This is a genomic window from Marinomonas sp. NPDC078689 (assembly GCF_044542435.1).
Classification (GTDB): domain Bacteria; phylum Pseudomonadota; class Gammaproteobacteria; order Pseudomonadales; family Marinomonadaceae; genus Marinomonas; species Marinomonas arenicola.
Genome location: NZ_JBITUJ010000002.1, coordinates 500,620 through 524,707, shown reverse-complemented (window position 1 = coordinate 524,707; position 24,088 = coordinate 500,620). Strand labels below are relative to the sequence as shown.

19 protein-coding genes and 1 tRNA gene are annotated in these 24,088 nt (G+C 46.9%); 18 read left to right on the top strand and 2 right to left on the bottom strand.

Features of this window, described 5'->3' with window-relative positions:
* Positions 1 to 6: 6 nt before the first annotated feature.
* The 6 genes from recC to ACIGBN_RS05465 all read left to right on the top strand — a co-directional run bounded on the left by recC (position 7) and on the right by ACIGBN_RS05465 (position 11,581).
* Complete coding sequence (gene recC / locus ACIGBN_RS05490; RefSeq protein ID WP_396664098.1) at positions 7 to 3,366, top strand: exodeoxyribonuclease V subunit gamma; 3,360 nt, start codon at positions 7 to 9, stop codon at positions 3,364 to 3,366.
* On the top strand, positions 3,363 to 7,052 hold the full coding sequence (gene recB / locus ACIGBN_RS05485) for an exodeoxyribonuclease V subunit beta (RefSeq protein WP_396664096.1): 3,690 nt from the start codon (positions 3,363 to 3,365) through the stop codon (positions 7,050 to 7,052). The genes recC and recB overlap by 4 nt, the downstream gene beginning before the upstream one ends.
* Positions 7,039 to 8,937: an exodeoxyribonuclease V subunit alpha gene (gene recD, locus ACIGBN_RS05480; RefSeq protein WP_396664094.1), complete on the top strand. Its 1,899-nt coding sequence runs from the start codon at positions 7,039 to 7,041 to the stop codon at positions 8,935 to 8,937. Before recB ends, recD begins: the two co-directional genes overlap by 14 nt.
* Before the next feature lie 156 nt (positions 8,938 to 9,093).
* Positions 9,094 to 10,101 carry a tryptophan--tRNA ligase gene (locus ACIGBN_RS05475; protein ID WP_133002900.1) on the top strand — a complete coding sequence of 336 codons (1,008 nt, stop codon included), beginning with the start codon at positions 9,094 to 9,096 and terminating at the stop codon, positions 10,099 to 10,101.
* Positions 10,102 to 10,114: 13 nt separating this feature from the next.
* Positions 10,115 to 10,981, top strand: a complete 867-nt coding sequence (locus ACIGBN_RS05470; RefSeq protein WP_133002901.1) for a Tim44 domain-containing protein — start codon at positions 10,115 to 10,117, stop codon at positions 10,979 to 10,981.
* Positions 10,982 to 11,074: 93 nt separating this feature from the next.
* Positions 11,075 to 11,581 (top strand): chemotaxis protein CheW, encoded by a 507-nt coding sequence (locus ACIGBN_RS05465; protein WP_396664091.1) that lies wholly within the window; start codon positions 11,075 to 11,077, stop codon positions 11,579 to 11,581.
* An 82-nt stretch (positions 11,582 to 11,663) separates the two neighbouring features.
* Here ACIGBN_RS05465 and ACIGBN_RS05460 read toward each other — a convergent pair whose 3' ends face one another.
* Complete coding sequence (locus tag ACIGBN_RS05460; RefSeq protein ID WP_396664089.1) at positions 11,664 to 12,962, bottom strand: inosine/guanosine kinase; 1,299 nt, start codon at positions 12,960 to 12,962, stop codon at positions 11,664 to 11,666.
* Between the two features lie 86 nt (positions 12,963 to 13,048).
* Here ACIGBN_RS05460 and ACIGBN_RS05455 point away from each other — a divergent pair, with 86 nt between their 5' ends.
* Together ACIGBN_RS05455 and trxB are read left to right on the top strand one after the other, a co-directional pair.
* A complete protein-coding gene (locus tag ACIGBN_RS05455) occupies positions 13,049 to 13,801 on the top strand; it encodes a HesA/MoeB/ThiF family protein (protein WP_396664087.1) in 753 nt (250 codons plus the stop codon).
* Between the two features lie 157 nt (positions 13,802 to 13,958).
* Positions 13,959 to 14,912: a thioredoxin-disulfide reductase gene (gene trxB, locus ACIGBN_RS05450; protein ID WP_133002904.1), complete on the top strand. Its 954-nt coding sequence runs from the start codon at positions 13,959 to 13,961 to the stop codon at positions 14,910 to 14,912.
* 123 nt (positions 14,913 to 15,035) lie between these two features.
* Here trxB and ppa read toward each other — a convergent pair whose 3' ends face one another.
* Positions 15,036 to 15,566 (bottom strand): inorganic diphosphatase, encoded by a 531-nt coding sequence (gene ppa, locus ACIGBN_RS05445; protein WP_133002905.1) that lies wholly within the window; start codon positions 15,564 to 15,566, stop codon positions 15,036 to 15,038.
* A 191-nt stretch (positions 15,567 to 15,757) separates the two neighbouring features.
* Here ppa and ihfB point away from each other — a divergent pair, with 191 nt between their 5' ends.
* The 10 genes from ihfB to ACIGBN_RS05395 all read left to right on the top strand — a co-directional run bounded on the left by ihfB (position 15,758) and on the right by ACIGBN_RS05395 (position 23,838).
* Positions 15,758 to 16,081 (top strand): integration host factor subunit beta, encoded by a 324-nt coding sequence (gene ihfB / locus ACIGBN_RS05440; RefSeq protein ID WP_279433443.1) that lies wholly within the window; start codon positions 15,758 to 15,760, stop codon positions 16,079 to 16,081.
* Positions 16,082 to 16,154: 73 nt separating this feature from the next.
* Positions 16,155 to 16,478 carry a lipopolysaccharide assembly LapA domain-containing protein gene (locus ACIGBN_RS05435; RefSeq protein ID WP_133002907.1) on the top strand — a complete coding sequence of 108 codons (324 nt, stop codon included), beginning with the start codon at positions 16,155 to 16,157 and terminating at the stop codon, positions 16,476 to 16,478.
* 5 nt (positions 16,479 to 16,483) lie between these two features.
* Entirely contained in the window at positions 16,484 to 17,662 is a 1,179-nt protein-coding gene (lapB, locus tag ACIGBN_RS05430) for a lipopolysaccharide assembly protein LapB (protein ID WP_133002908.1), read from the top strand.
* Positions 17,663 to 17,773: 111 nt separating this feature from the next.
* A complete protein-coding gene (gene pyrF, locus ACIGBN_RS05425) occupies positions 17,774 to 18,481 on the top strand; it encodes an orotidine-5'-phosphate decarboxylase (protein ID WP_133002909.1) in 708 nt (235 codons plus the stop codon).
* Positions 18,482 to 18,677: 196 nt separating this feature from the next.
* A complete protein-coding gene (locus tag ACIGBN_RS05420) occupies positions 18,678 to 18,989 on the top strand; it encodes a helix-hairpin-helix domain-containing protein (RefSeq protein ID WP_133002910.1) in 312 nt (103 codons plus the stop codon).
* Positions 18,990 to 19,241: 252 nt separating this feature from the next.
* On the top strand, positions 19,242 to 21,272 hold the full coding sequence (uvrB, locus tag ACIGBN_RS05415; RefSeq protein ID WP_133002911.1) for an excinuclease ABC subunit UvrB: 2,031 nt from the start codon (positions 19,242 to 19,244) through the stop codon (positions 21,270 to 21,272).
* A gap of 50 nt (positions 21,273 to 21,322) precedes the next feature.
* Positions 21,323 to 21,505 (top strand): hypothetical protein, encoded by a 183-nt coding sequence (locus ACIGBN_RS05410; protein WP_133002912.1) that lies wholly within the window; start codon positions 21,323 to 21,325, stop codon positions 21,503 to 21,505.
* Between the two features lie 100 nt (positions 21,506 to 21,605).
* Positions 21,606 to 21,682: transfer RNA gene (locus ACIGBN_RS05405), tRNA-Val, on the top strand.
* A gap of 1,378 nt (positions 21,683 to 23,060) precedes the next feature.
* Complete coding sequence (locus tag ACIGBN_RS05400; protein ID WP_396664082.1) at positions 23,061 to 23,381, top strand: DUF1778 domain-containing protein; 321 nt, start codon at positions 23,061 to 23,063, stop codon at positions 23,379 to 23,381.
* The gene (locus tag ACIGBN_RS05395; protein WP_396664080.1) at positions 23,335 to 23,838 is read left to right on the top strand and encodes a GNAT family N-acetyltransferase; all 504 of its coding nucleotides are present in this window, start codon (positions 23,335 to 23,337) and stop codon (positions 23,836 to 23,838) included. The genes ACIGBN_RS05400 and ACIGBN_RS05395 overlap by 47 nt, the downstream gene beginning before the upstream one ends.
* The last annotated feature ends 250 nt before the right edge of the window (positions 23,839 to 24,088 follow it).

Below are 24,088 nucleotides of genomic sequence, written 5' to 3'. Positions count from 1 at the left end.
TCGTGCATGTTTCAGCTCTATACAGGCAACCGTCTTGAAGACTTAGCGGTTCTGCTGGCAAAAATATTGGCGCTTTCTCCGCCGCAAAACCCCTTTGAAGACGAACACATTCTTGTGCAAAACCCTGGCATGGCGCAATGGCTTAAAATGTCGATTGCCCAGTCTCATAGCATTGCCGCTGGGTTAACCTTTCCATTGCCTTCTACTTTTGTTTGGCACAGCTTTGCGCAAACCTTATCGGATATCCCAGGGCAGAGTGAATTCAACAAGCCCTTTTTAGTATGGCGTTTGATGCGCCTGTTGGACGCGCGCTTACAAGAAGAAGCGTTTCAATCGTTGAGTTGGTACTTACAAGACGATGACAGCCAAGTTCGACGTTTTCAGTTGTGTAGCAGCATTGCGGATATTTACGACCAATACTTGGTGTACCGTCCCGATTGGATTAAAGCGTGGGAAAGCGGTGACCTTCATGATGAAAAATTAGCCGCCTTGTTTGACCAGCAGCCATGGCAAGCCATTTTATGGCAGGATTTAGTGACAGACATTAGCCAACAAGGTGAGTCCTTATACCATCGTGGCAACTTGATAGAAGCGCTGGCCGATGCGACTAAGTCACAAACTCGCCCTGCTGATATGCCGAAGCGAATCTTTATTTTTGGGGTGTCTTCTTTGCCGCCAAACACACTGGAGTCATTGCGTGTATTGGCGTCGTCTGGCTGGATTGAGATGCATCTCTTTTTGCAAAACCCTTGCCGCTTTTACTGGGGAGACGTGGTCGACAAACATTACCTTGGCCGCATTATTAAGCGTCAAACCCTAAAGCCTGGGCTCAGCATGGATACCCTGCATTTGGATGCGAACCCATTGTTGGCAAGCTGGGGACGATTGGGTCGTGATTATATTGCTCAATTGCAAGAAATGGCCGATGGCGAATTGGAAGTCTTTGAGGATTACCATAGCGAGCCGAATCATGGTTTGTTGCAGTGGGTTCAGCAAGATGTACTGACACTGGAAAACCACGGCTCGGCGGAAGAGCGCAACCCTGAGATTGAGAGCGCCGAGTATCGACATCCTATTGTGCTCGATGATCACAGTGTGCGAGTGCATTTGTGTCACAGTCCGCTGCGTGAAGTGGAAGTCTTACATGATCTGTTGTTGGATATGTTTGAGCGCGACCCTAGCCTGACACCGAAAGACATCATAGTGATGTTGCCCGATGTGAACGCCTATAGCCCGTTTGTTAAAGCCGTTTTTGGCGGTACAAAAGCGGGTGCTCAAGGGCGCAAAAAAATCCCCTTTGCCTTGATTGACCAATCCGGTGGTATGGAAAACCCAATTGTCGATGCCTATTTGTATTTATTAGGCTTGGGCGACAGTCGTTTCACTTTGTCTGAGTTGATCAGTGTGCTGGAAGTGCCGGCGGTATTGGCGAAGTTCGAGCTGACCGCGCAAGAGCTAGAGCGCATTCGACAATGGTCTACTGAGGTGGGTATCCGCTGGGGGCTAGATGCTCACACGGCGGAGCACCATTCATTACCCGCTCAAGAGTCACATACTTGGCTAAATGGCGTGCGTCGTATGTTATTGGGTTACGCCATGGGTCACGATCACATCTGGGAAAACACGTTAAGCTATGGCGACGTTGAAGGCTTAGAAGCGGCGGTTGCTGGTAAGTTAGCCGAATTTTTATCGGCCATTAATAAAGCGCAACAAGGTTTGCAAGCGTCGCTCACGCCGAAAGAATGGGTTGAGATGCTTTACTCGTTAAGTGAGCAGTTCTTTTTGGTCGAGGAAGACGACAGTTTTCCTGCATTGTTGAGCAAGCAATTAGACACCTTAACCTTGCAATGGCAGCACGCCTATTTTACGGACAAATTAGAGCAGCAGGTCATTCGACAGTTGCTCACCCCCATGTTGCAAGAAGCCCAAGGTGGGCAACGCTTCCTTGCGGGAAGAATCAATTTTTGCACTTTGATGCCGATGCGCTCGGTGCCGTTTAAAGTCATTTGTGTATTGGGCTTGAATGAAGGGGATTACCCGAGAAGCGTCGCCCCAATGGGCTTTGATTTGATGGTAGGGGATTATCGTAGCGGTGATCGTAGCCGCCGTGAAGACGACAAATACCTCTTTTTGGAAGCCTTGATGTCGGCGCGAGAATGCTTCTACCTGAGTTACGTCGGCAAGAGCATTCGAGATAATAGCGAGAAGAACCCATCGATTTTAGTCAGTGAATTGCTCGAATACATGGCACAAAGTTGTGTCTTTGTCGGGGATGAAATATTGCCGCCTGAAGAGGCACAAGAGGCGTTTTTGGCAAAACTGATTGTTGAGCATCCGTTGCAGCCTTTTAATGAAAGCTACTATCAGCAAGACGCGCGTTTGTACAGTTACAGCGAGCAATGGTTGCCCGCGCTATTGGCCTCTCAGATCGAAGTGGATAAGCCATTAATGTCGCCTCTCGCGGCGCAAGAAAGCACACGGGCTGAGCTGCCTCTTGAAGAGCTATCTCGGTTTGTTGGCAATCCGGCACGCTATTTTACCCAGCGTCGATTAAAAGCCTTTTTGAGCTTACGTGAAGAGGAAGAGTTTGAAGACGAGCCGTTTACCTTAGAAGGCTTATCAGGCTATTTGCTACGAGAAGACATGCTTGAGGCTTTGCTGCAGGGCGATGAAGACACCTTTTTTAAGCGCTTGCCCTTGATGGGGGTGTTGCCTTATGGCGCTTTTGGTCGGTTATCTTTGCAGCAATACCAAGATCAGTGTCGTCAGCTTATTCAGGTGTTACAAGGTTACGCCCTTGAAGCTTGCGCTCCGCTTGAAGTGAGCATTAACATCGGTGCGATTGCTTTGCAGGGCTGGCTAACATTAGACACTCCAACGACGCGTTTGTCGTATCGTATTGGGGATCTTTCCGCCCATCAAAAAATGCAAACCTGGATAGAGCATTTGGCGCTGTGCGCACAAGGCTCGCCAAAGCAGCATCATCTTGTGAACTTGGCGAAAAACGGCAAGGTTACACAGCATGGCTTCATCATAGTGGCCCCCGATGAAGCCAAAACGCATTTATCGCAAATCATCACCTTACTACAACAAGGTTTGTGTGAGCCGATTCCTCTGCCGTCGAAAAGCGCTGATGCTTGGTGTAAAAGCTATTGCGCCTCAAAAACCGCTGAAGACGAAGAGGCTGCATGGCAGCAAGCGCTTAAAATTTACCAAGACAGCAGCAGTGCGTTTAGCAGCAGCGAGGTGGAGGATGCTTATTGGCAACGCTATTTCCCTTCTTTGCTTGAGCAACGAGACCGATTTACTCAGTTATGTGAAATGATTTGGCTGCCGATGCACCGCCACTTGGAGTTGTTTGAATGAGTGACATGACGCAGACAGCAGGCTCTGCTGTGACCCCAGTAACGACAGACGCATCGGTGCAATTGCTGGATGCATTGACCTTTCCCTTGTTTGGCAAACGCTTAATCGAAGCCAGCGCAGGGACAGGTAAAACCTATACCATTGCCAATTTATATTTGCGCTTATTGGTGCCGACGGGGCAGCCTGGAGATTTAGAGCAACCGCTGACCGTCGATCAGATATTGGTTGTGACCTTTACCGAAGCGGCCACCGCTGAGCTGAAAGCGCGTATTCGTGGCCGTATTCGAGTGGCCCGTAAAGCCTTGATGATGGGCACAACAAACGACGTATTTTTAAAAGACTGGTTAGCGGGTATGAGCGCTGATCAAGAGTCTGACGCGATTGAAAAGTTACTCTACGCCGAAAAACAAATGGACGAAGCGGCGGTTTTTACCATTCATGGCTTTTGTCAGCGTATGCTGAGCCAGAATGCGTTTGAAAGTCGCATGCTGTTTCAACAGACCATAGAAACCGATGAACAAGCCCCCTTGTCGATGGCGGTGAAAGACGTTTGGCGCAGTGAGTTTTACCCGCTAGACGACAGTAAAGCGGCGTTAATTAAGCCCATTTGGTCTTCACCGGATGCCTTGCAAAAAGATTTGTCGTTACTGCAAAACCAGCCAGACGCAAAATTGGTGTCGCCCAATTACGACTGGGAAACTGCTTTAGCCGAATCTCAGCAAGCCATTGAAAAAGTGCGAGCCACTTGGCGCGAGCAAGCCCAAGACATTATAGAGGCGCTAGAGCAAAGCGGTATTAAGCGTACTTTCTGGCGCAAAGATCCGTCAAAAGACATTCAGGCGATGACCCAATGGGCCAATTCGACGCGTTTTGAATTGGACAAAAGCCTTGAGAAATTCGACACCAGTGAGCACGCCACGCGTTTGAGTAAAAATGGCGAGCTGCCAGCGCATCCGTTTTTTGCCTCGGTACAAGCACTAAGAGAATCCTTTCCTGACGCGGGGCGCTTAAAGGCCGTCTTGTTGCAGCAACTTTGGGTCAAAACCCAAGAACGCATGGCACAGTGGAAGCGCAGCACCCAGTCGTTGACCTTTACCGATTTGTTGACCTCATTGGATGTGGCGTTAGGGCAAGACGAAGCAGGTAAGCTGGCGGAACGTATTCGTCACTTGTATCCGATTGCTTTGATCGACGAATTCCAAGACACGGACGCTGTGCAATATCGAATTTTTTCAACGGTATACCAGCCAGCTGATACAACGCAAAACCAATTGGGGCTGATTATGATCGGCGACCCAAAACAAGCCATTTATGCGTTTCGTGGCGCGGATATTTATACCTATTTGGCCGCCAAACAAAGGGTCGACAGCGTGTATTCATTGGCGACCAATTACCGTTCATCTGCGGCCATGATTCAGTCAGTAAATGCCTTATTTACCACCCATGAGGCGCCGTTTCGTGTGGCGGGTATTCCGTTTGTTGAAGTGCAAGACCGCGGCGTGGCTGGGCAATTTTCTCGTCATGGAACGGGACAACCGGCGTTGCAGTTTTTGTATCAGCAAAGCGATGAGCCGATTTCAAGTGCGCAATACCGTGCTGCCATGGCCGAGGCGTGCGCCGCGCATTTGCACCGCATTTTGTTAGAAGGGCAAAGTGGAGAGGCATTGATCGGTGAGCGCGGTGTACGGCCAAAAGACGTGGCCTTGCTGGTGACCAATTTTAGCCAAGCCAATGCACTGAAAGATGCTTTGCGTCAGCGTGGCATTCCCAGTGTGTACTTGAGTGATAAAGGTTCGGTGTTTGAAACCGTCGAAGCGCGAGAGTTATTAATTGTGCTGACGGCGATTTTGTCCAACGCCCAAGAAAGTAAGATGCGTTCGGCGTTAGCGACCAGTCTAGTGGAGTGGTCATTAGAAGAGCTGGATACGCTCAATCACGATGATGTGGTGTATGAAAAATGGGTGCAGTCTTTCCAGTACTATTTGGAATTATGGGAAACCCAAGGTTTGTTGCCCATGTTGCGCGAGTTTATGACGGACGTGGATCTCGCCACTCATATGTTGAGACAGATTGGCGGCGAGCGTAAGTTAACTGACTTTTTGCACCTCACCGAAAAACTGCAGCAAAAATCCCTAGAACTGGACTCCAAAGAAGGTGTGTTGCGTTATTTGCGTTTGGCCATTCAAAACCCCAATGGCGACAGTGACGAACAAAAAATTCGTTTAGAAACCGACGCCGAGTTGGTGCGTATTGTGACGATTCACAAAAGTAAGGGATTGGAATACCCGATTGTGTATTTGCCGTTTGCTTTGACGCCATTTCAAGATCGAGGCAAATCCGCGCTTTATCATGACGATCAGCAACAATTGTGGATTTCCATCGACCCAGACGAAGAAGAATCTGAGCGCCATAAAGAAGAATTGTACGCCGCGGAAATTCGCTTGGCGTATGTGGCGTTAACACGTTCAAAAGAAGCCTGCTTTATTGGTTGTATGGAAGTTGGCAAGGGAGCGACCAAATCCCGAGAGGCGATTTGTGATGTGCATTTGAGCGGTGTTGGCGCCTTGCTATGTGAAGGTGAGTCCCTTGAGGCAGGGGGATTAGTACCGACTATTGGGCGCTTAGTGGGTCGTCATCCGGACGGGAAAATGAGTCTGGTGGATCTGCCCAGTGACGTGCCAGAATTACCACGTTTTAAAATGCTTGAGACGCGTCTTAGTGAACCTCAAGCACGGCGTTTTAACGGCCGCATAGAGCGCGATTGGTGGGTAGGCAGTTATTCTTCTTTGGTGGTGGAAGCCACGGAACAAAACGATGAAAGCCTGCCAGGTTTGGATGAAATGACGCGCCTTCAAGACCCCCTTGAAGAGGCACTAGAAGACGCCTCTTTGCTGGTTGATGCTTCGGCAGAACCAGAGCAGAACCGCTTTAGTTTTCCGCGTGGCGCTAAGCCTGGGACTTTCTTGCATGACACGCTTGAAGGTAAAGGCATTCAAGACGTCGTCAATGACCCCAGTTTTAGAGACTTGTTGAAGTTGAGCTACCAAACCAATATGGAAGCATTTTATGAGCGCCAAGGGTTTGGTGAGTGGCGTTCTGTATTGAACGATTGGTTGGTCGACATTGTTAATACTGAATTGATAGAAGGCGTGTGTCTGGGGGATCTTCCTGTGTCGGCGTGTCGCAAGGAGCTGGAATTCTTTATGCCGGTGAATGGCATGAACGCTCTGCAGCTAGATCGCATTGCTCGTGAGCATGATAGGGTTTCTCGGTCGGCGCCAAGTATTCAAGATCGCCCGTTAAAGGGAATGCTCAAAGGCTTTATCGATTTGCTTTTCGAGTGGCAAGGACGTTATTACGTGCTGGATTATAAGTCGAACCATTTAGGTGATGATTTCACGGACTATCAAAACGATGCGATTGAGCACGCGATTGCGGACCACAGATACGATTTACAGTATCAACTTTATACCTTGGCATTGCATCGTTTGCTGAAACAGCGCCTGCCAAATTATGACTACGACACCCACGTTGGCGGTGTGGTGTATTTATTTTTACGGGGTATGACGCCAGGGCAAAAGACCGGTATCTTTAATTCGCGCTTGTCTAAGGCGCATGTTGAAGCACTGGATCAATTGTTTGCCGGTGAACTATCGCAGGAGGAAGGGCAGCTTGGACTTTTCTAATCAATTGGATTTATTAGCGCAGGCAGAGCCAACCTCCAATCCCCCTTTAATGGCATGGCAAGAGCAAGGGGTGTTGCGGGCGATTGACCGCCAGTGGATCGAACAGTTGGCGCACCACGTGAACGAGTCAAATGATGCGGTGCATATCGCGGGGGCTTTGTGCAGTGCGTATTTGGGGGCTGGGCATATTTGCATCGACTTGGTGTCACTTTGGAAAAAGCCACCAGAAGGCTTGGCTGTTGCGGAATTAAAAGCGGCATTGGCCGCGAGCGGTGTGCATTCGGTTGCAGACTGGTGCGATGCGCTAAAGCAAAGTCAGTTGGTGAGCCTAGTGCTGCCATTGACGGAAAAACCGATGGTATTAAGCGGCACTCGCTTGTATTTGTATCGTTATTTTCAATACGAGCAGCAAGTGCTTTCTTATCTTAAACACCATGCTGGCGCGACGCCTTTTGAGCCTGACGCGGCGATTATTGATCGATTGTTTCCTAACAAATCAGACACGGTAGATTGGCAAAAAGTCGCGGTCGCTAATGCGGCCAGTCTGCCATTTTCTGTGATTAGTGGTGGTCCAGGTACAGGGAAAACCACCACAGTTACCAAACTTCTGGCTTTGTTGGTGTCGCAATCGGCGGCGCAAGGCAAGGTATTAAGAATAGAGCTGGCGGCGCCTACCGGAAAAGCGGCAGCACGTTTGACTGAGTCGATTGCAAATGCCAAACGTTCGTTGCCTCTAGAAGAAGACATTAAAGCGGCCATTCCCGAACAAGCAAGCACACTGCATCGCTTGCTCGGCAGTGACTTCGGCCGCAGTCGTTTTAAGCACAATAGAGACAATCCGCTGCATTTGGATGTGTTGCTGGTGGATGAAGTGTCCATGGTGGATTTGCCTATGATGGCGAAGCTGATTGACGCCTTGCCACCGCACGCGCGGCTTATTTTACTGGGCGATAAAGATCAGTTGGCCTCGGTGGAAGCGGGCAGTGTGTTGGGGGATTTGTCGTTAGGCATTGAAAGTGCCTATTTTCAGGCGGATTGGGCGCAGCGCTTGACCCGCTTAACGGGCGAAAACGTGAGTCAGTTTGCGAACCCTGAAGCGCCGCTGATCAGTCGCTCATTGACCCTATTGCGCACCAGTTATCGTTTTGACGCGAACAGTGGGATAGGGCATTTAGCCAAAGCCATGAACGCAGGCAATGCCCAAGATGCCATTTATCAACTGCAAAATAATCCTCGCGATGTGCATTGGCAGGTGCCCACCGAACAGCAAACCAAGCCGGACATCGCGACCTTAGCCAAGGGCTATGATGACTACTGGGACGCAGTACGGCAGCAAAAGGACATAGTGTCGCTTTATGCCGCTTTTTCTCGTTATCAAATCCTGACCGCTGTGCGTCAGGGTGAATTCGGCGTTGAGCAAGTGAATAAACAGCTTGAGTTGTATTTTTATCAGCGTGGGCGAGTCAAAGATCCGCATGTTTGGTACCCAGGAAAAGCCGTCATGCTGACGCGCAATGACGCCAGCCTAGGGTTGTTTAATGGTGATATTGGCTTATGCATGCCGGATGAATCTCAGCGTTTACGAGTCTGGTTTATGCTGCCGGATGGTTCTTTTACGGGCTTGTTACCAAGTCGTTTGAGTGCGTTTGAAGTGGTGTTTGCGATGACGGTTCATAAATCACAAGGCTCGGAGTTCGAGCGTGTTGCCTTGTTGTTGCCATTGACGCCATCGCCTGTGTTAACGCGAGAGTTGATCTACACAGGAATCACTCGGGCGAAGCAGGATTTTACCCTGTGGGGCGCCGCGCATTTGGTGACTGCGGCCGCTCAATCTCGGATTCAGCGTAACTCAGGTTTGCCGGATGAACTTTGGCTAAGCGCTTGATAATAGAATATTTGGCACCATTAATAGAAAACTTCATTGTCCAATACGTTAGAAAGGCAATATAAGGCTTTTGTAAGATTCTTGCTGTGATTCTTTTATGGTAGGGTAAGCGTAAATTTCGACACTAAATACAGTAGAAAGAGAGTAGTAGCAGTAATGGCAAAAGAAATTGTTTTAACCGGTATTACAACTTCAGGTACACCACACTTAGGCAACTACGTGGGTGCTATTCGTCCTGCAATTGAAGCAAGCCGTCAAGACAACACGGATGCTTACTTTTTTATGGCGGATTACCATGCTTTGATCAAATGCCAAGATCCAGCACGTGTTCAACAATCTCGCCAAGAGATTGCCGCGACCTGGCTAGCGTGTGGCTTGGACACAGACAAAGCGACATTTTACCGTCAATCCGATATTCCAGAAATTGCTGAACTGAACTGGCTACTGACTTGTGTTACTTCAAAAGGTTTGATGAACCGAGCGCACGCCTACAAAGGGGCAGTAGACGCCAACCTTGCCGATAGCCAAGACCCTGATTTTGGCATCACCATGGGCTTGTTCTGCTACCCAGTGTTAATGGCGGCGGATATTTTGGCGTTTAATGCCAATAAAGTGCCTGTGGGTCGTGACCAAATTCAGCACATTGAAATGGCGCGTGATATCGCAGGCCGTTTTAACCACTTGTTCGGCCAGCACTTTACCTTACCTGAAGCGGTTGTTGGTGAAGAAGGTTCGATTTTGAAAGGCTTAGACGGCCGCAAAATGAGTAAGAGTTACAACAACACGATTCCTCTTTTTGATACTGAGAAAAAGCTTCAAAAAGGCATTAATAAAATCAAAACCAACTTATTAGAGCCAGGCGAAGCGAAAGATCCAAACGACTCTACTGTGTTTGATATCTATAAAGCGTTTGCCACACCGGAACAAACCGCTGAAATGCGTCAGAAATTTGCAGATGGTATTGCTTGGGGCCAAGCGAAGAAGGAACTTTTTGAGTTGATCAATGGTCAACTAGCTGAGCCTCGTGAAAAATATCTAGAACTGATGGCGAATCCTGCTCAGGTTGAAGAAATCCTTCAAGCTGGTGCAGAAAAAGCACGAGCTCGTGTGCGTGGATTCATTTCAGACCTTCGCAATGCCGTGGGTCTTGTAAATTTCAAATAAATTGGAGAGTTTTGTGAAATCGACTGTATATGCCATGTTAATGGCGTTTGTTTTAGCGATGGGGGTTGGTGGTTTTAGTGCTGACGTTCAAGCGAAAAAATTTGGCGGCGGTAAGAGCTTCGGGAAAAGTTTTTCTTTTTCTAAATCTAAAAGCAGCAACACATCTACTATCCCTAAAGCGACGAATACCACAGCGCCTAAGAAAAGTGGTTTTCTTGGCGGCCTAGGCGGCGGTTTACTGGGTGGTTTGTTGGCAGGTGGTATTTTTGCTGCCTTGATGGGCAGTGGCGCATTTGACGGCATTTCATTCGGCGACATTTTATTATTCGCTGTGATTGGCTTCTTGATCTATAAGTTTTTCATCGCGCCAAAACGTCGTGCAGCACAGGCTCAAGCCGCTGGTTACGGTACCACTATGAACCGTGAAACACCGACTTCGACGCGTGATCAGTTTACGCCATCGCCTATGTCTGGCGTGCCAGGTTTTGGTGGTCAGCCAGAGTTTCAACTGCCACCGGGCTTTAATGAACAAGCGTTTGTTGCGGAAGCGAAAAACCATTACATCGCTTTGCAAAAAGCATGGGACAATAACGACTTTGATGAAATTCGCAGCTACGTCAGTGCAGACCTTTTTGTCATGCTTCAAGAAGAAAGAGCGAAGCATGGTGAGAATATGCCTCGTACTGAAGTGATTTCATTGATGGTTGAGCTTGTACGTGGTGAGTTTATTGGCTCTATTGCGTCCATCTCGCTAAAATTCTCAGGCTGGATCAAAGAAGGTGATCAGACTTCTGATACCAATGAAGTTTGGCATTTGGAAAAGAACATGTCGGATGAGAAAGGCAACTGGACGATTGTTGGTATTGAACAAGACAGTTAATAGTCGAGTCTCTCTGAGCTAGGTTTAACGCGGAGTCATTGATAAGATGGCTTCGCGTTATTGTTTTAATAAAATCGAATATGGATGTAAGTCATGTCAGAATTGGCGCCTATGAAAGAATCTGGAAAAGCCTTAGCGGAAAGCAAAAAAGGTGAATTGCTACAATATCTTACCTTTAAATTGATCGATGAAACTTACGGCATTAATGTTTTACAAATCAAAGAAGTGCTTCGCTACAGTGAAATAGCTCCAGTGCCTGGTGCGCCTTCTTATGTGTTAGGCATAGTGAATCTACGTGGTAATGTGGTTACTGTAGTGGATACGCGTGTCCGTTTCGGTTTGCCAGAATGCACGATTACGGATGATACTCGTATCATCATTATTGAGCATGATGGAGAGCAAATTGGTCTATTAGTGGACGCTGTTCAAGAAGTGTTTTACCTCTACCAAGGTGAAATTGAGCAGAGCCCAAGCGTCGGTAATGACGAAGCACTGAAGTTTATCCAAGGTGTTTACCAAAAAGACGATGAGTTGGTTATTTTGCTGGAACTTGATCGCATGTTTGAGCGCAATGAAGCGCTTGGCATCGAAGCCATGTAAGCGAATAGATCACGATTAAGCTCGAAATATGAGCCAAAAAAAACCATGCTGAGCATGGTTTTTTTGTGTCTGCTTTTCTTGTTTAGCGATCCCAGTAGGCTTCTTCTAAGCTGTCTTCTCTTTCGGGTAGGCCGCGGGAAAGACGAGGTGCGCTTTGCGCCAGAATCTCATAACTCACACGGTTTGCGTATTTACAAATCTGGGCAAAAGATGAGTAGGCAAGGAAAGGTGCCGCGTGTTTGCTGGAGTTGGGTTGCGCCTCACGATGAAAATGGTTGGCTGAAATGTCGTGCAGTAACGCCGATAAGGCGCCATCCCCAGCACCATTGGTATTACGGATTTTCTCAGGGCCACCCATGTAAGGGTCAATGTGAGAAAATACCTTAATCGGGTTTTTACAGGCTTGGCGCATCATTGGACGGCTGAATTCCCAGCGATTGAAATCTGCAACATCGGCGGATTTTATCGGGTTGGTGGTTTCTCGTTTTAGCGTGTTTTCTGTATGGCCACACAAATACAAACCGTCAGGGCCTGCAGTGAGCAGAACCATGTCTACGTAGTCGAGAATCGCATCGGCGGCTTGCAACGGGTCTGAGAAGCCAGTGAGTGCTTCCGCTTCCAGCTCGTTCATTGCCAACACATTGACATCACGTTTGATCAGCTCAAGCAGCTCATCGCGATGGTCGTCGACGAGGTGCTTTGTACCAAGCGTTAACACCGTTGGAATGTGATGCTTGTTGGCGTATGCCATGGCGCTCAGCATCGCTTGTTTAATGGGTTTTCCTTGGTGACGTAGTGGATAGGCGCAGCTCACAAAGGCCGCCGCGCCAGCAATAATGTCTTCCGGAATATGTTCATGGCTTAGTTCGTCCATATCGCCAGGTGCAATCGCAAAGGTGCGCTCGCCATCTGGAGTGATAAGGGTGATGCCACGGCCAATGTCACCATTTACTCCTTGCAAGTGGTTCATATCGACCTTGCTGCTGGTGTGGCAAATGTAGTGATAAGCAGGGGAGCCCAGTGCGATGTTGGCAGACATTACGCCGAGTAGTACGGATTTGTCATCGGCTAAAACCGAATAATTGTGAATGGTGTTGCCGATCGTACCGCCAGCAAAATGATCAGAAATACTCTGCTGAGCGGTCAGCTCTTTGTAGATCGCTGATGCGGTATCCACATCGACCAGATTGGATAACCCCTTTTGAATGTTAAAGGTCGTTAAAAAATCGTCAGAGATATTGGCAATAACATCGACAATGGTTTCGTCTAGCCCGACAATATAGGTGTCTTTATCAGGGCGAACTTCAGAGGTAGGCAAAATAGGCTTTGCTTCAGAAACTGGAAAATAGTGTTTGATTTTACGTCTACCTGGGAATTTCATACTTTTGTCCGCTGATAAGTTAATGGTTTTATTTTATCAAAACATTGACCATTCGGGCAGTTATCTAAAATAAATGTAAGAGAAAAATGAACGAATCACAGCTAGATCGATACAGTCGACAACTTTTACTGCCTAACTTTGATATTGAGGGGCAGCTTGCCTTATCGAGTGCGACGGTTTTGGTCATCGGCATGGGAGGCTTGGGTAATATTGCTGCCACCTATTTAGCAAGTGCTGGTGTGGGTGAATTAATACTAGCAGATGGCGACCATCTAGAGCTCAGTAATTTACCGCGACAAGTGCTTTATAACGAAGGCCACCTTGGGAGCAACAAAGCTCAGGCGGCAAAGGTGGAATTGCTCGCAAAAAACTCAGAAAGTCGTATTCAAGCCATCACGGAGCATTTAGCAGGGTATCCGTTGTCTCAGGCTGTGGCCAAAGCGAGTGTGGTATTGGATTGCACAGACAATTATCAAGCTCGTCAAAGTATCCACCGTGCGTGCTTCAATGCAAAGACACCGTTAGTGAGCGCCGCGGCGATTCGTTGGGAAGGGCAATTGATTAGCTTTCTCTATGATCAGAACGCATCTCCTTGTTATGAATGCCTTTATCCTTCTATGTCTGACAATCAGTTAAGTTGCAGTGAAAGTGGCGTGATAGGGCCTGTGGTGGGTTCTTTGGGGGTGTTGCAGGCATTGGACGCACTCAAGATCGCCAGCGGTTGCGGCCGAGTAGAGCATGGCTTGCTGAAGTTATTTGATGGCATGGAAGGGCGGTGGCGTGAAATGCGTGTAACCCAAGACCCAGAATGCGCATTTTGCGGTAGCCAAACGGCCTAGGTGGGAAAACGCCGCGCTTGAAAAGCCATAGAAGGTCCCTATTTTAGTTATTAATATTTTTCGCTAAGCATTTTGGCGCAGATTCGTTAGAATTCGCCTCAAGAATTTTATCTGGCAAAAAAACGTCAGAAACCACTTATTTACAGGAGCAAATTACATGAGCGATGTGAAACACGCTAAATTAATGATTTTGGGATCCGGTCCCGCAGGTTATACCGCCGCTGTCTATGCGGCTCGTGCTAACTTAAACCCTGTAATGATTACTGGTATGCAAATGGGCGGTCAGCTTACGACCACCACAGACGTAGACAACTGGCCAGGTGATGATCAAGGTGTGCAAGGTCCTGAACTAATGGAACGCATGCGTAAGCACGCTGAGCGTTTTGAGACTGAAATCATTTTTGATCATGTTAACAAAGTAGATTTGAATAACCGTCCATTCCGTTTAGAAGGCGATGACGGTGTTTATACCTGTGATGCGCTGATTATTTCAACGGGTGCCAGCGCTCAGTACCTTGGTCTTGAAAGTGAAACCAAATTCATGGGCCAAGGGGTTTCTGCTTGTGCGACCTGTGATGGTTTCTTTTACCGTAACCAAGACGTTGCTGTGATCGGTGGTGGTAATACCGCTGTTGAAGAAGCTCTATATTTAGCGAACATTGCGAAAACAGTGACCGTGATTCACCGTCGAGATAAATTCCGCTCTGAAAAAATCTTGTCGGATAAATTGCTAGAAAAAGCGAAAAACGGCAATGTGAAAATCGAATGGTACTCAGAATTGGATGAAGTTCTAGGTGATGCCAACGGCGTAACGGGCGTGCGTATCAAGAACAGCCAAACCGGTGAGAAGAAAGATCTAGCGGTTGCTGGTGTCTTTGTTGCGATTGGTCATAAGCCGAACACAGACATCTTCCAAGGTCAGCTAGAGATGAAAGACGGCTACCTTAAAGTGCAAACAGGCTCACAAGGCAATGCCACACAAACCAGTATCGAGGGTGTATTTGCAGCGGGCGATGTGAGTGATCACATTTATCGTCAAGCCATTACGTCAGCCGGAACAGGTTGTATGGCCGCGCTGGATGCCGAACGTTTCCTAGACTCTCTAGAATAATTGGCTATTTAGAATAGCGGGTTACTGAATTGAGAACACAAAAAAACCGATCCTAGGATCGGTTTTTTTAGATCAGTAACAAGGTGATTGAGAGGCGAATCGTCTCTCGTTACTCACAGTGAATTACTGAGCGTTGTAAGCTTCTACGCCTTCAACTAGGGCTTTCTTCGCTTCTTCAGCGCTTGCCCAACCTTCTACTTTTACCCATTTGCCTTTTTCAAGCGTTTTGTAGTTTTCGAAGAAGTGTTCGATTTGATCACGTAGCAATTGTGGGATGTCGTTCACATCTTGGATGTGGCCGTATTCTTTGCTCAGTTTCTCGTGAGGAACAGCAACCAATTTTGCGTCCATGCCAGCTTCGTCAGACATGTTTAACACGCCTACTGGACGACAGCGAATAACAGAACCTGCGACTACTGGATAAGGTGTGATAACAAGAACGTCAACTGGGTCGCCGTCATCAGCCAAAGTGTTATTTACGTAGCCGTAGTTAGCAGGGTAGAACATAGGGGCTGTCATGAAGCGGTCAACAACAAGCGCGTCCATGTCTTTGTCTACTTCGTATTTCACAGGGCTCGCTTGCGCTGGAATTTCGATGATGACATTGATGTCATTTGGTAGGTCTTTGCCGGCAGGAATTTTACTATAGCTCATTGTTTTATCTTCCAATGGTGTTAAATATGGACGACATTATAAAAGCTCGCTAAGGTCTACGCCAGTTATCGAGGCAATCGACTTGTGTTTATTTACAAAAATTTTAGAAAAAATGCTTTAAATTCGACCGAAAGCTTTATAACTTATTGCTTTCTTTCTAGATTTAGCTAGTCTTACAGTGTGATCAAAATATAGTCGCGGAGACGAGAATGACAAAATCTGAGCTGATAGAACTGCTAATTGATCAGCAATCTCACTTGCCAGTGAAGGATGTTGAGGAAGCTATTAAGACAATGCTTGATCATATGTCTGATGCTCTGTCGAATGGTGAGCGTATAGAGATCAGAGGTTTTGGCAGTTTCTCATTGCATTACCGTGCACCGAGAGTGGGTCGCAACCCGAAAACAGGTGAGTCTGTTGAGCTGTCGGCAAAGTACGTTCCGCACTTCAAACCTGGAAAAGAATTGCGCGAATTGGTGAATCTACCGGATGCCGAGATAAACGAACTTAACTAATTTACGTCTTATGCCTCGAAATTTGTTAGCTATCACGGCATAATGTTGCCATTCTAATTTGGTGGGTTGTTTTATGCTTAAATGGCTGAAAAGAGTTGTTTTTACAATTCTGATTGTCTTTTTCCTTGCCGTTGGTGTGTTTTTCGCCATCAAAAACCCCCAGCTTATCCATCTTGATTTGGTTTTTTGGCAAGGACCTGAATTGAGTGTCGCTTTATACACACTTCTCTCTTTTACTATTGGTGCCTGCGTGGCTCTGATTGTGAGCTCTGTTACGTATTTTCGTTCTGAGCGTCAAGTTCGAGTGCTTAACAAGCGCCTCGAAAAAGTACAGCATGAGGTAGAGACTTTACGCAAAGCGTCTCTTGCTCAAGAACTGTCAGTAGGGAAGGAGTAACGGCGTTGACCGAAGTCGGGTTGTTTATTGTTCTTTTTGCTGCGCTTTTTTTAGGCTGGGCAATGGGGCGGAAAAACCCAGCTAAAAAGTCTAAGCGCGAGAAGAAAAGCGTGCCGCCAGACTATTTTCGCGGCCTCAATCACCTACTTAATGATCAGCATTCTGAGGCCATTGATGCCTTTGTTGATTCCCTAGAAGTCAATTCCGATACTTTTGATATCCATTTAACGTTAGGTAATTTGTTTCGCAAAAAAGGCGAAATTCAAAAAGCCATCAACGTTCATCAAAACTTACTTGCCCGTCCAGAAATCACACAGCGTGAAATGCGCATGGTGCAGCTTGAATTGGCCAGCGATTTCATGTCGGCGGGCCTATTAGACCGAGCAAGTCGTTTGTTGCTCAATATGGCAACCGCGTCTAAGAAAAGCGAATTTCATTCGAAAATTCTAACCTTGCTGGTCGACCTCTATGAGTTTGAGCAAAGCTGGGACAAGGCCATTCAAATTAGCAGTGAGCTGATTAAAGATTCCCCCACGAAGAAAGAAATCAAACGCTTAGCGCACTTTCACTGTGAGATGGCTGAAATCTTCTCGAAAAAAGAGCTGTGGAAAGAGGCCTTTCAGCATTATAAGCAGGCGCTAGGTGTCGACTCCAGCTGCGTGCGTGCCAGTGTGGGTGCCGCGAATGTGCTGAGCAGCCAACGGCGTTATCGCGATGCGATCAAAGAGCTGAAGCAGGTCGCGGAGCAAGACCCAGAATTCATTTCCATTATCATCCCGCAATTAAAAGATTGTTATCAGCGAGTTTGGGGTGGCAGTGGTTTTATTAAGTTTTTGCAAGAGCAAAATCAGAAGAAGCCATCGGCAGCGTTGATTTTGGCGCTGGCTCAGCATTACATGGAAGACGATAAAGAATACGCCGAGATGTTTTTGGTTGAACAGCTACGTTCGCACCCGACATTAAAGGGTTTTCGAGAGCTGATTAACCTGCAAATGAAAGACTCTCGTGGACAGAATCAGCAACATCTTGAAGTTTTGTACGAATTGATTGATCAGTTGGCTCAGGTAAAACCTCAGTTCCAGTGCCGTCAGTGCGGTTTTTCTGGGTATCAACTGCATTGGCAATGCCCAAGCTGCAAAAACTGGGGTGTGGTAAAACCGATTCATGGTCTGGAAGGCGAGTAGCCTTTTCCCACGTAAAAAATAGTAGAATACCCTTAGTGATCAAACCTATTGCTGCTATTGCCATCAACGGCAATGGCTGAGCAAGTTAATATAGAAAAAAGAGGACCTTGAATGAGCTGCCAATCCCCTATAGTGGTTGCCCTAGATTACCCAACCATGGCGCAATCCATTGAGATGGCGAAACGACTTGACCCTAGTCAATGCCGAGTGAAAGTGGGTAAAGAGTTATTTACTACCGCAGGTCCTGCCATCTTAGAGGCGCTTCATAAATTAAATTTTGACGTTTTCTTAGATCTGAAATTCCATGATATTCCAAATACCGTAGCGAACGCTGTGAGTGTTGCGGCGGATGCCGGAGTGTGGATGGTGAATGTACATGCGTCTGGTGGTCGTCGTATGATGGAAGCCTCAGCGAATGCATTGGCGCAGCGCGCTGATAATAAAACCTTGTTGATCGCCGTAACGGTATTAACCAGCATGGATCAATCGGACCTGGCTGAAGTAGGGATCGATTTGACCCCAGAACAGCATGTAAAACGTCTTGCTACCTTGGCTCAGTCTTCTGGTATGGACGGCGTAGTCTGTTCGGCGCAAGAGTCGTCTATGTTGTCTTCTGAATTGGGTAAAGACTTTGTGCTAGTAACGCCAGGCATACGCCCAGCGGGCTCTGCACAAGGCGATCAAAAGCGCATTATGACACCGTCTGAAGCAATGGCGGCAGGCAGTCATTATTTGGTAATGGGTCGTCCTATTACGCAAGCAGCAGACCCAGTCGCTGTCTTGACACAAGTAAATAAAGAGCTGGGTGTTTTCGCTTAGCCGCTGTTTACTTGCGAAAACGCTTAAAAGCTCTTACTCTAAAACCGTGATTTGTTCTTTTTGATAAAGACGATTTATTTTTGTAAATAACAACATGCCGTTCTTATTGATCAAAATAGACCGTTCTTATTCATCAAGAGTAGGTCACGGTTTTTTAATGGCAGGATGCCATGCTTCATTCATTAAAAAGGATTTTATGATGACTTCAATTCAATACGTTCGTACTTTCTTGCGCTGCGTTCTTGTGATGTTGGTGCTCTCTCCATTGGCTCTTTTTGCGGCTCAACCGCTGGATATTAATACGGCAACGGCGGATCAAATCGCTGCGGTTATGTCTGGTGTGGGTGACAAAAAGGCACACGCTATTGTTGCTTATCGAAGTGAAAATGGCCCTTTCAAAAGCCTTGATCAATTAACAGAAGTAAAAGGCCTGGGAGACGCTTTGGTTGAGCGAAACAAAGCTTTTATTCAGATTGTCGAGCCGCCAATGGTAGACGCCAAAGAATAGCGCGAGCCGATAAACACTGTGCCTTGTGTGGCAAAGTGGCGCGTTTAATTGCCAGCGATTAAAATGAGCATGTTAAAGCCAAGTGGGTCCTAGATTAACTTGGCTTTTTGCTGCTTGTTTAGAGGAATAGTGGCCTTTTTTGTGATATTTGGCGCGCCGCTATTTTCTCTGCATTTTCTCACTATAATCAGATTTGAAGCCAAAAATTTGCTACTCTATGGCGTTGTTTGTCACTCCATTAGGTAGAAAATCGTGTCACAAGAATTTCAAGTTGTTTCTTCATATGCTCCAGCGGGCGACCAGCCTAAAGCGATTGAAAAACTCGTACAGGGTGTGGAAGCGGGTTTAGCGCATCAAACACTGCTTGGTGTGACAGGGTCTGGTAAAACCTACACAGTGGCAAACGTTATCTCTCAAGTGAAACGTCCTACTATTGTCATGGCTCACAACAAGACGCTAGCGGCTCAACTGTACGGCGAATTCAAAGAGTTTTTCCCCAATAATGCGGTCGAATATTTCGTCTCCTATTACGACTATTATCAGCCAGAAGCTTATGTGGCGGCGTCGGACACCTTCATCGAGAAAGACGCCTCAGTCAACGAGCACATAGAGCAAATGCGCTTGTCAGCGACCAAAGCCTTATTAGAGCGGGAAGACGTTATTATTGTAGCGACTGTGTCCGCTATTTATGGTTTGGGTGACCCTCAGTCTTACCTAAAAATGATGCTGCATTTGGATCGAGGCGATCGGATTGATCAGCGCGCCGTGCTGCGCCGTTTGGCTGAGTTGCAATACAGCCGCAATGATTTGGTGTTAGAGCGCGGTAACTTTCGCGTGCGCGGCGATGTGATTGAGGTGTTTCCTGCGGATTCTGAAGACACTGCGATTCGTATCGAGCTGTTCGACGATGAAGTCGAAAACTTGTCCATGATCGACCCGCTGACGAACAAAACCATTCGAAAAGTGCCTCGCGTCACGATTTACCCTAAGACTCACTATGTGACGCCAAAAGAAACCGTGGTAGCGGCGATTGAACGCATCAAGGTTGAGTTAGATGAGCGATTAGAACAGCTTAAATCGCTCAATAAATTGGTCGAATTACAACGCTTAGAACAGCGTACTCGTTATGATTTAGAAATGATGCAAGAGCTTGGTTATTGTTCAGGTATCGAGAACTACTCACGTTATTTGTCGGGTCGAGAAGAGGGATCGCCGCCGCCAACGCTGTTTGATTATTTGCCAGCTAACGCGTTATTAATAATCGATGAATCTCACGTGACCGTGCCGCAAATTGGCGCTATGTACAAAGGCGACCGCTCGCGTAAAGAAAATCTGGTTGAATACGGCTTTCGTTTGCCGTCTGCATTAGATAACCGACCGATGCGCTTTGAAGAGTGGGAGCAGATTAAACCTCAAACCATCTTTGTTTCGGCGACGCCTGGCAAATACGAAGAAGAGCACCAAGATTGGGTGGTTGAGCAAATTGTGCGTCCTACTGGATTGGTTGACCCCATATTAGAAGTGCGCCCTGTGGCAACACAGGTGGACGATTTACTGTCTGAAATTAATAAGCGTGCTCCTATTGGTGAGCGGGTGTTGGTGACTACTTTAACCAAGCGCATGTCTGAAGATTTAACCGATTATCTAAACGATCACGGTGTACGGGTGCGTTATTTGCACTCGGATATAGATACCGTCGAGCGGGTAGAGATTATTCGTGATTTGCGCTTGGGAGAGTTTGATGTGCTTGTCGGGATCAACTTGTTACGAGAAGGTTTGGACATACCAGAAGTCAGCTTGGTGGCAATTTTGGACGCCGACAAAGAAGGCTTTTTGCGTTCAGAGCGCTCGCTGATTCAGACTATTGGTCGTGCTGCTCGTAACGTTAACGGTCGTGCCATTTTGTACGCGGATCGAATCACAGGTTCTATGGAGCGCGCGATGAGTGAAACCACTCGCCGTCGAGCCACACAGGAAGCCTATAATGAAGAGCATGGCATCACACCGACCGGTATCACGAAATCCGTCGAAGACATTCTAGAAGGCGCTTATAACCCTGGCGCGGGCAAAGGTCGAGGCAAGCAAGCGAAGAAAGTGGCAGAAACCGCGAAAGACTATCAAGTAGAGAGCATGGAAGACGTAGCGCAAGTGCGTAAAGCCATGATACAACTACAAAAAGAAATGGTCATTGCCTCTGAGAGTTTGAAATTTGAACTGGCGGCGGGCTACCGTGACCAGATACACCAGTTACAGAGAAAACTAAAGGATGTCGGTGAAGCCTAAGATAAGCAGGCAAAATACCTGACACTTAAGATAAGAAACAAGAGGATACTATGGCTATTACGCTTCGTAATTACAACATTGTTCGAGTGATTGATAATGGTGTCATCGTAAACTGTACCGTGATTTCGATGTGTTATGAATTCGCCACAGTGAAGTTTCGGGGTAAGGAATACAAGGTACCTTATCATCTAATTGATGAGGTGGTTGGGCACGAATTGCTGATCCCTGTTTGATCACAGAGATGGGCTTTTCTCTCGATAAAACAAACACTTCAAAAAAATGCGTCAAAGGCTTGTCAAAGCCAAACTCCTGCGTATAATAGCCAGCACTTTTAGGACTATAGCTCAGTTGGTTAGAGCGCATCCTTGACATGGATGAGGTCGGCAGTTCGAATCTGCCTAGCCCTACCAAATTCTAAGAAAGCCTCGATATTGTGATTGCTCATGACATCGAGGCTTTTTTGTATCTACAAGCAATAAACCTCCCCCAATAAACTGCTCCGCTTACTTAATCAAGAGCCGACCCCCTTTTTGCCCCACAAACCTCTTGCACTGTTAACAGCAGCTGTTAACAGGACAGGCACTCCAAGAAGTCAGTGTTTTCGCGGTTCTTAGCATGGGTGTCCTGATAAGTTGCTTTTGTATCTACAAGCCACAAACCTCCCTCCAATAAACTGCTCCGCTTACTGAATCAAGAGCCGAACCCCTTTTTGCCCCACAAACCTCTTGCACTGTTAACTGCAGCTGTTAACAGGAAGGCACTCCAAGAAGTCAGTGTTTTCGCGGTTCTTAGCATGGGTGGACTGATAAGTTGCTGCTGACTAAAGGGTCGAACCCCTTTTTTGCCCCACAAACCTCTTGTATGCACAAAAGCTTCTGAAAAAAGGGCTTTGACCTGACATGCCGCCCGGTATTGTTAACAGGAGAGGCACTCCAAGCAGGACAGAGTGTTAACAGGACAGGCACCTCAAGAGGCCAGCATTTCCGGGGTTCTTAGCATGGGTGTCCTGATAAGTTTGGGTGTCCTGATAAGTAACACTGTTAACAGGACAGGCACTCCAAGAAGCCAGTGTTTCCGCGGTTCTTAGCATGGGTGTCCTGATAAGTTCCTTCTTGGATTGCAAGTCGATTTGGAAGAAAGCTAAAGCTAAAAATTGGTGACAAAGAAATAGAAGCAAACACATTGGCGGAGCTTGAGTTAATGGTAGAGCTAGCTAAAAAATTGAGTTCAGATAAAGATTAATGACTAGCAAAAATAGAAGCCCACAATCGTGGGCTTTGTCTTACGTAGATGTTGGTAACAGAACAGGTACTCCAAGAAGTCAGTGTTTTCGCGGTTCTTAGCATGGGTGTCCTGATAAATTTCTGGGTGTCCTGATAAATTTCCTGATAAGTTCCATAAGTTTCCCTAGATTTACCAGGCAACCCAAACCTCGTCGCCGAAGGTATCCTCACCCTAAACGACACTTTCCCACCCGAAATGAAAGGCAACTGGTCCATCGACAAAGTCACTGCACAAGGCGACAGCAAAGCAGGGTATAGGTGTACCGTAGTGGCGAGTGAAGTGGTTTGAATGGTGCCATTTTGGCAACACGTTGACACTGGTGTGAGTGTGGTGTCATAATGGCACCAAGCAGTGTTTTTTTTCTGCTTTTCTTCAACTTACAAGGGGTAAAAAAATGAAAAATCAAAATGTGAAAGCAGTAACTTAACAATTAACGGAGTTAATACGAAACAGAGAAAAATACAAAAATTTTGGCCGAATTATAAGTAGGCCAAGGAGAATGCTATGACTATATCTCATGTACAAGAAAATGTGCGGCTCGTTGCCAGAGCCCCAAAAGATGTTCAAGAGATCATTACTAATGCGGCGGAGTTATCCGGTGCCTCAATGTCTCAGTTTATGATTGATGCAGCCTTAGATAAGGCAAAAGAAGTGGTAGAACGAAATAGACTGCTAATGTTGTCTATGGAAGGAGCTAACCGATTTTTTGAAGCATTAGACAATCCGCCAGAGATTCAACATCTTGATGACGCTTATAAAGCGCTAAAGGGTTATGAAAATGGCACTGTCACCTTTGAAAGAAAGCCACAATCGAAAACGCTTTGATTGTGGCAATGAGCGAATTAACAAATTTCTAAAAGAGTCTGCGAACAGTGCAGCAAAACGAAACCTATCTAGGACGTTTGTTCTGGAGGGGAGCGATGAAACAGACATCGCGGGCTTCTACTCGCTCAGCAATATTGAGGTCAAAGTTCCTGTACCTCATAGAATGTACAAGAAATACCCTAACCCATTGCCCGGCGTGACATTAGCCAGAATGGGGGTGGATAAAGGTTACCAAGGGCAGGGCATCGCCAAAATCATGGTAGTCGATGCAATGCGGCGTACACTGCTAATAAATGAGAACATGGGCGTCGTTGGACTGTTCGTAGACGCCAAAGACGATGACCTCGTTACATTTTACCAGAATCGCGGCTTCATCTTCCTTCAAAGGGAAGAACACACCTCTAAACTTTGGATGCCGATCGACTCCATTGCAGCTTTCTTCAAAGATCGACAATAACCTATTAAGACAGCAATCCATTACGGATTGCTGTCTTAATTATTCCTTATCAATAGCCACCCAAAACGACATCTTCCCGCCCGAAATGAAAGGCAATTGGCCCATCGACAAAGTCACCGCACGAGGCGACAGCAAAGCAGGCTATCGGTGTACGGTTGTTGCAAGTGAAGTGGTTTGAGTTTAATTTAACTCTGACCCTAATTATCGAGAGCCGAACCCCTTTTTGCCCCACAAACCTCTTGTAGGCACA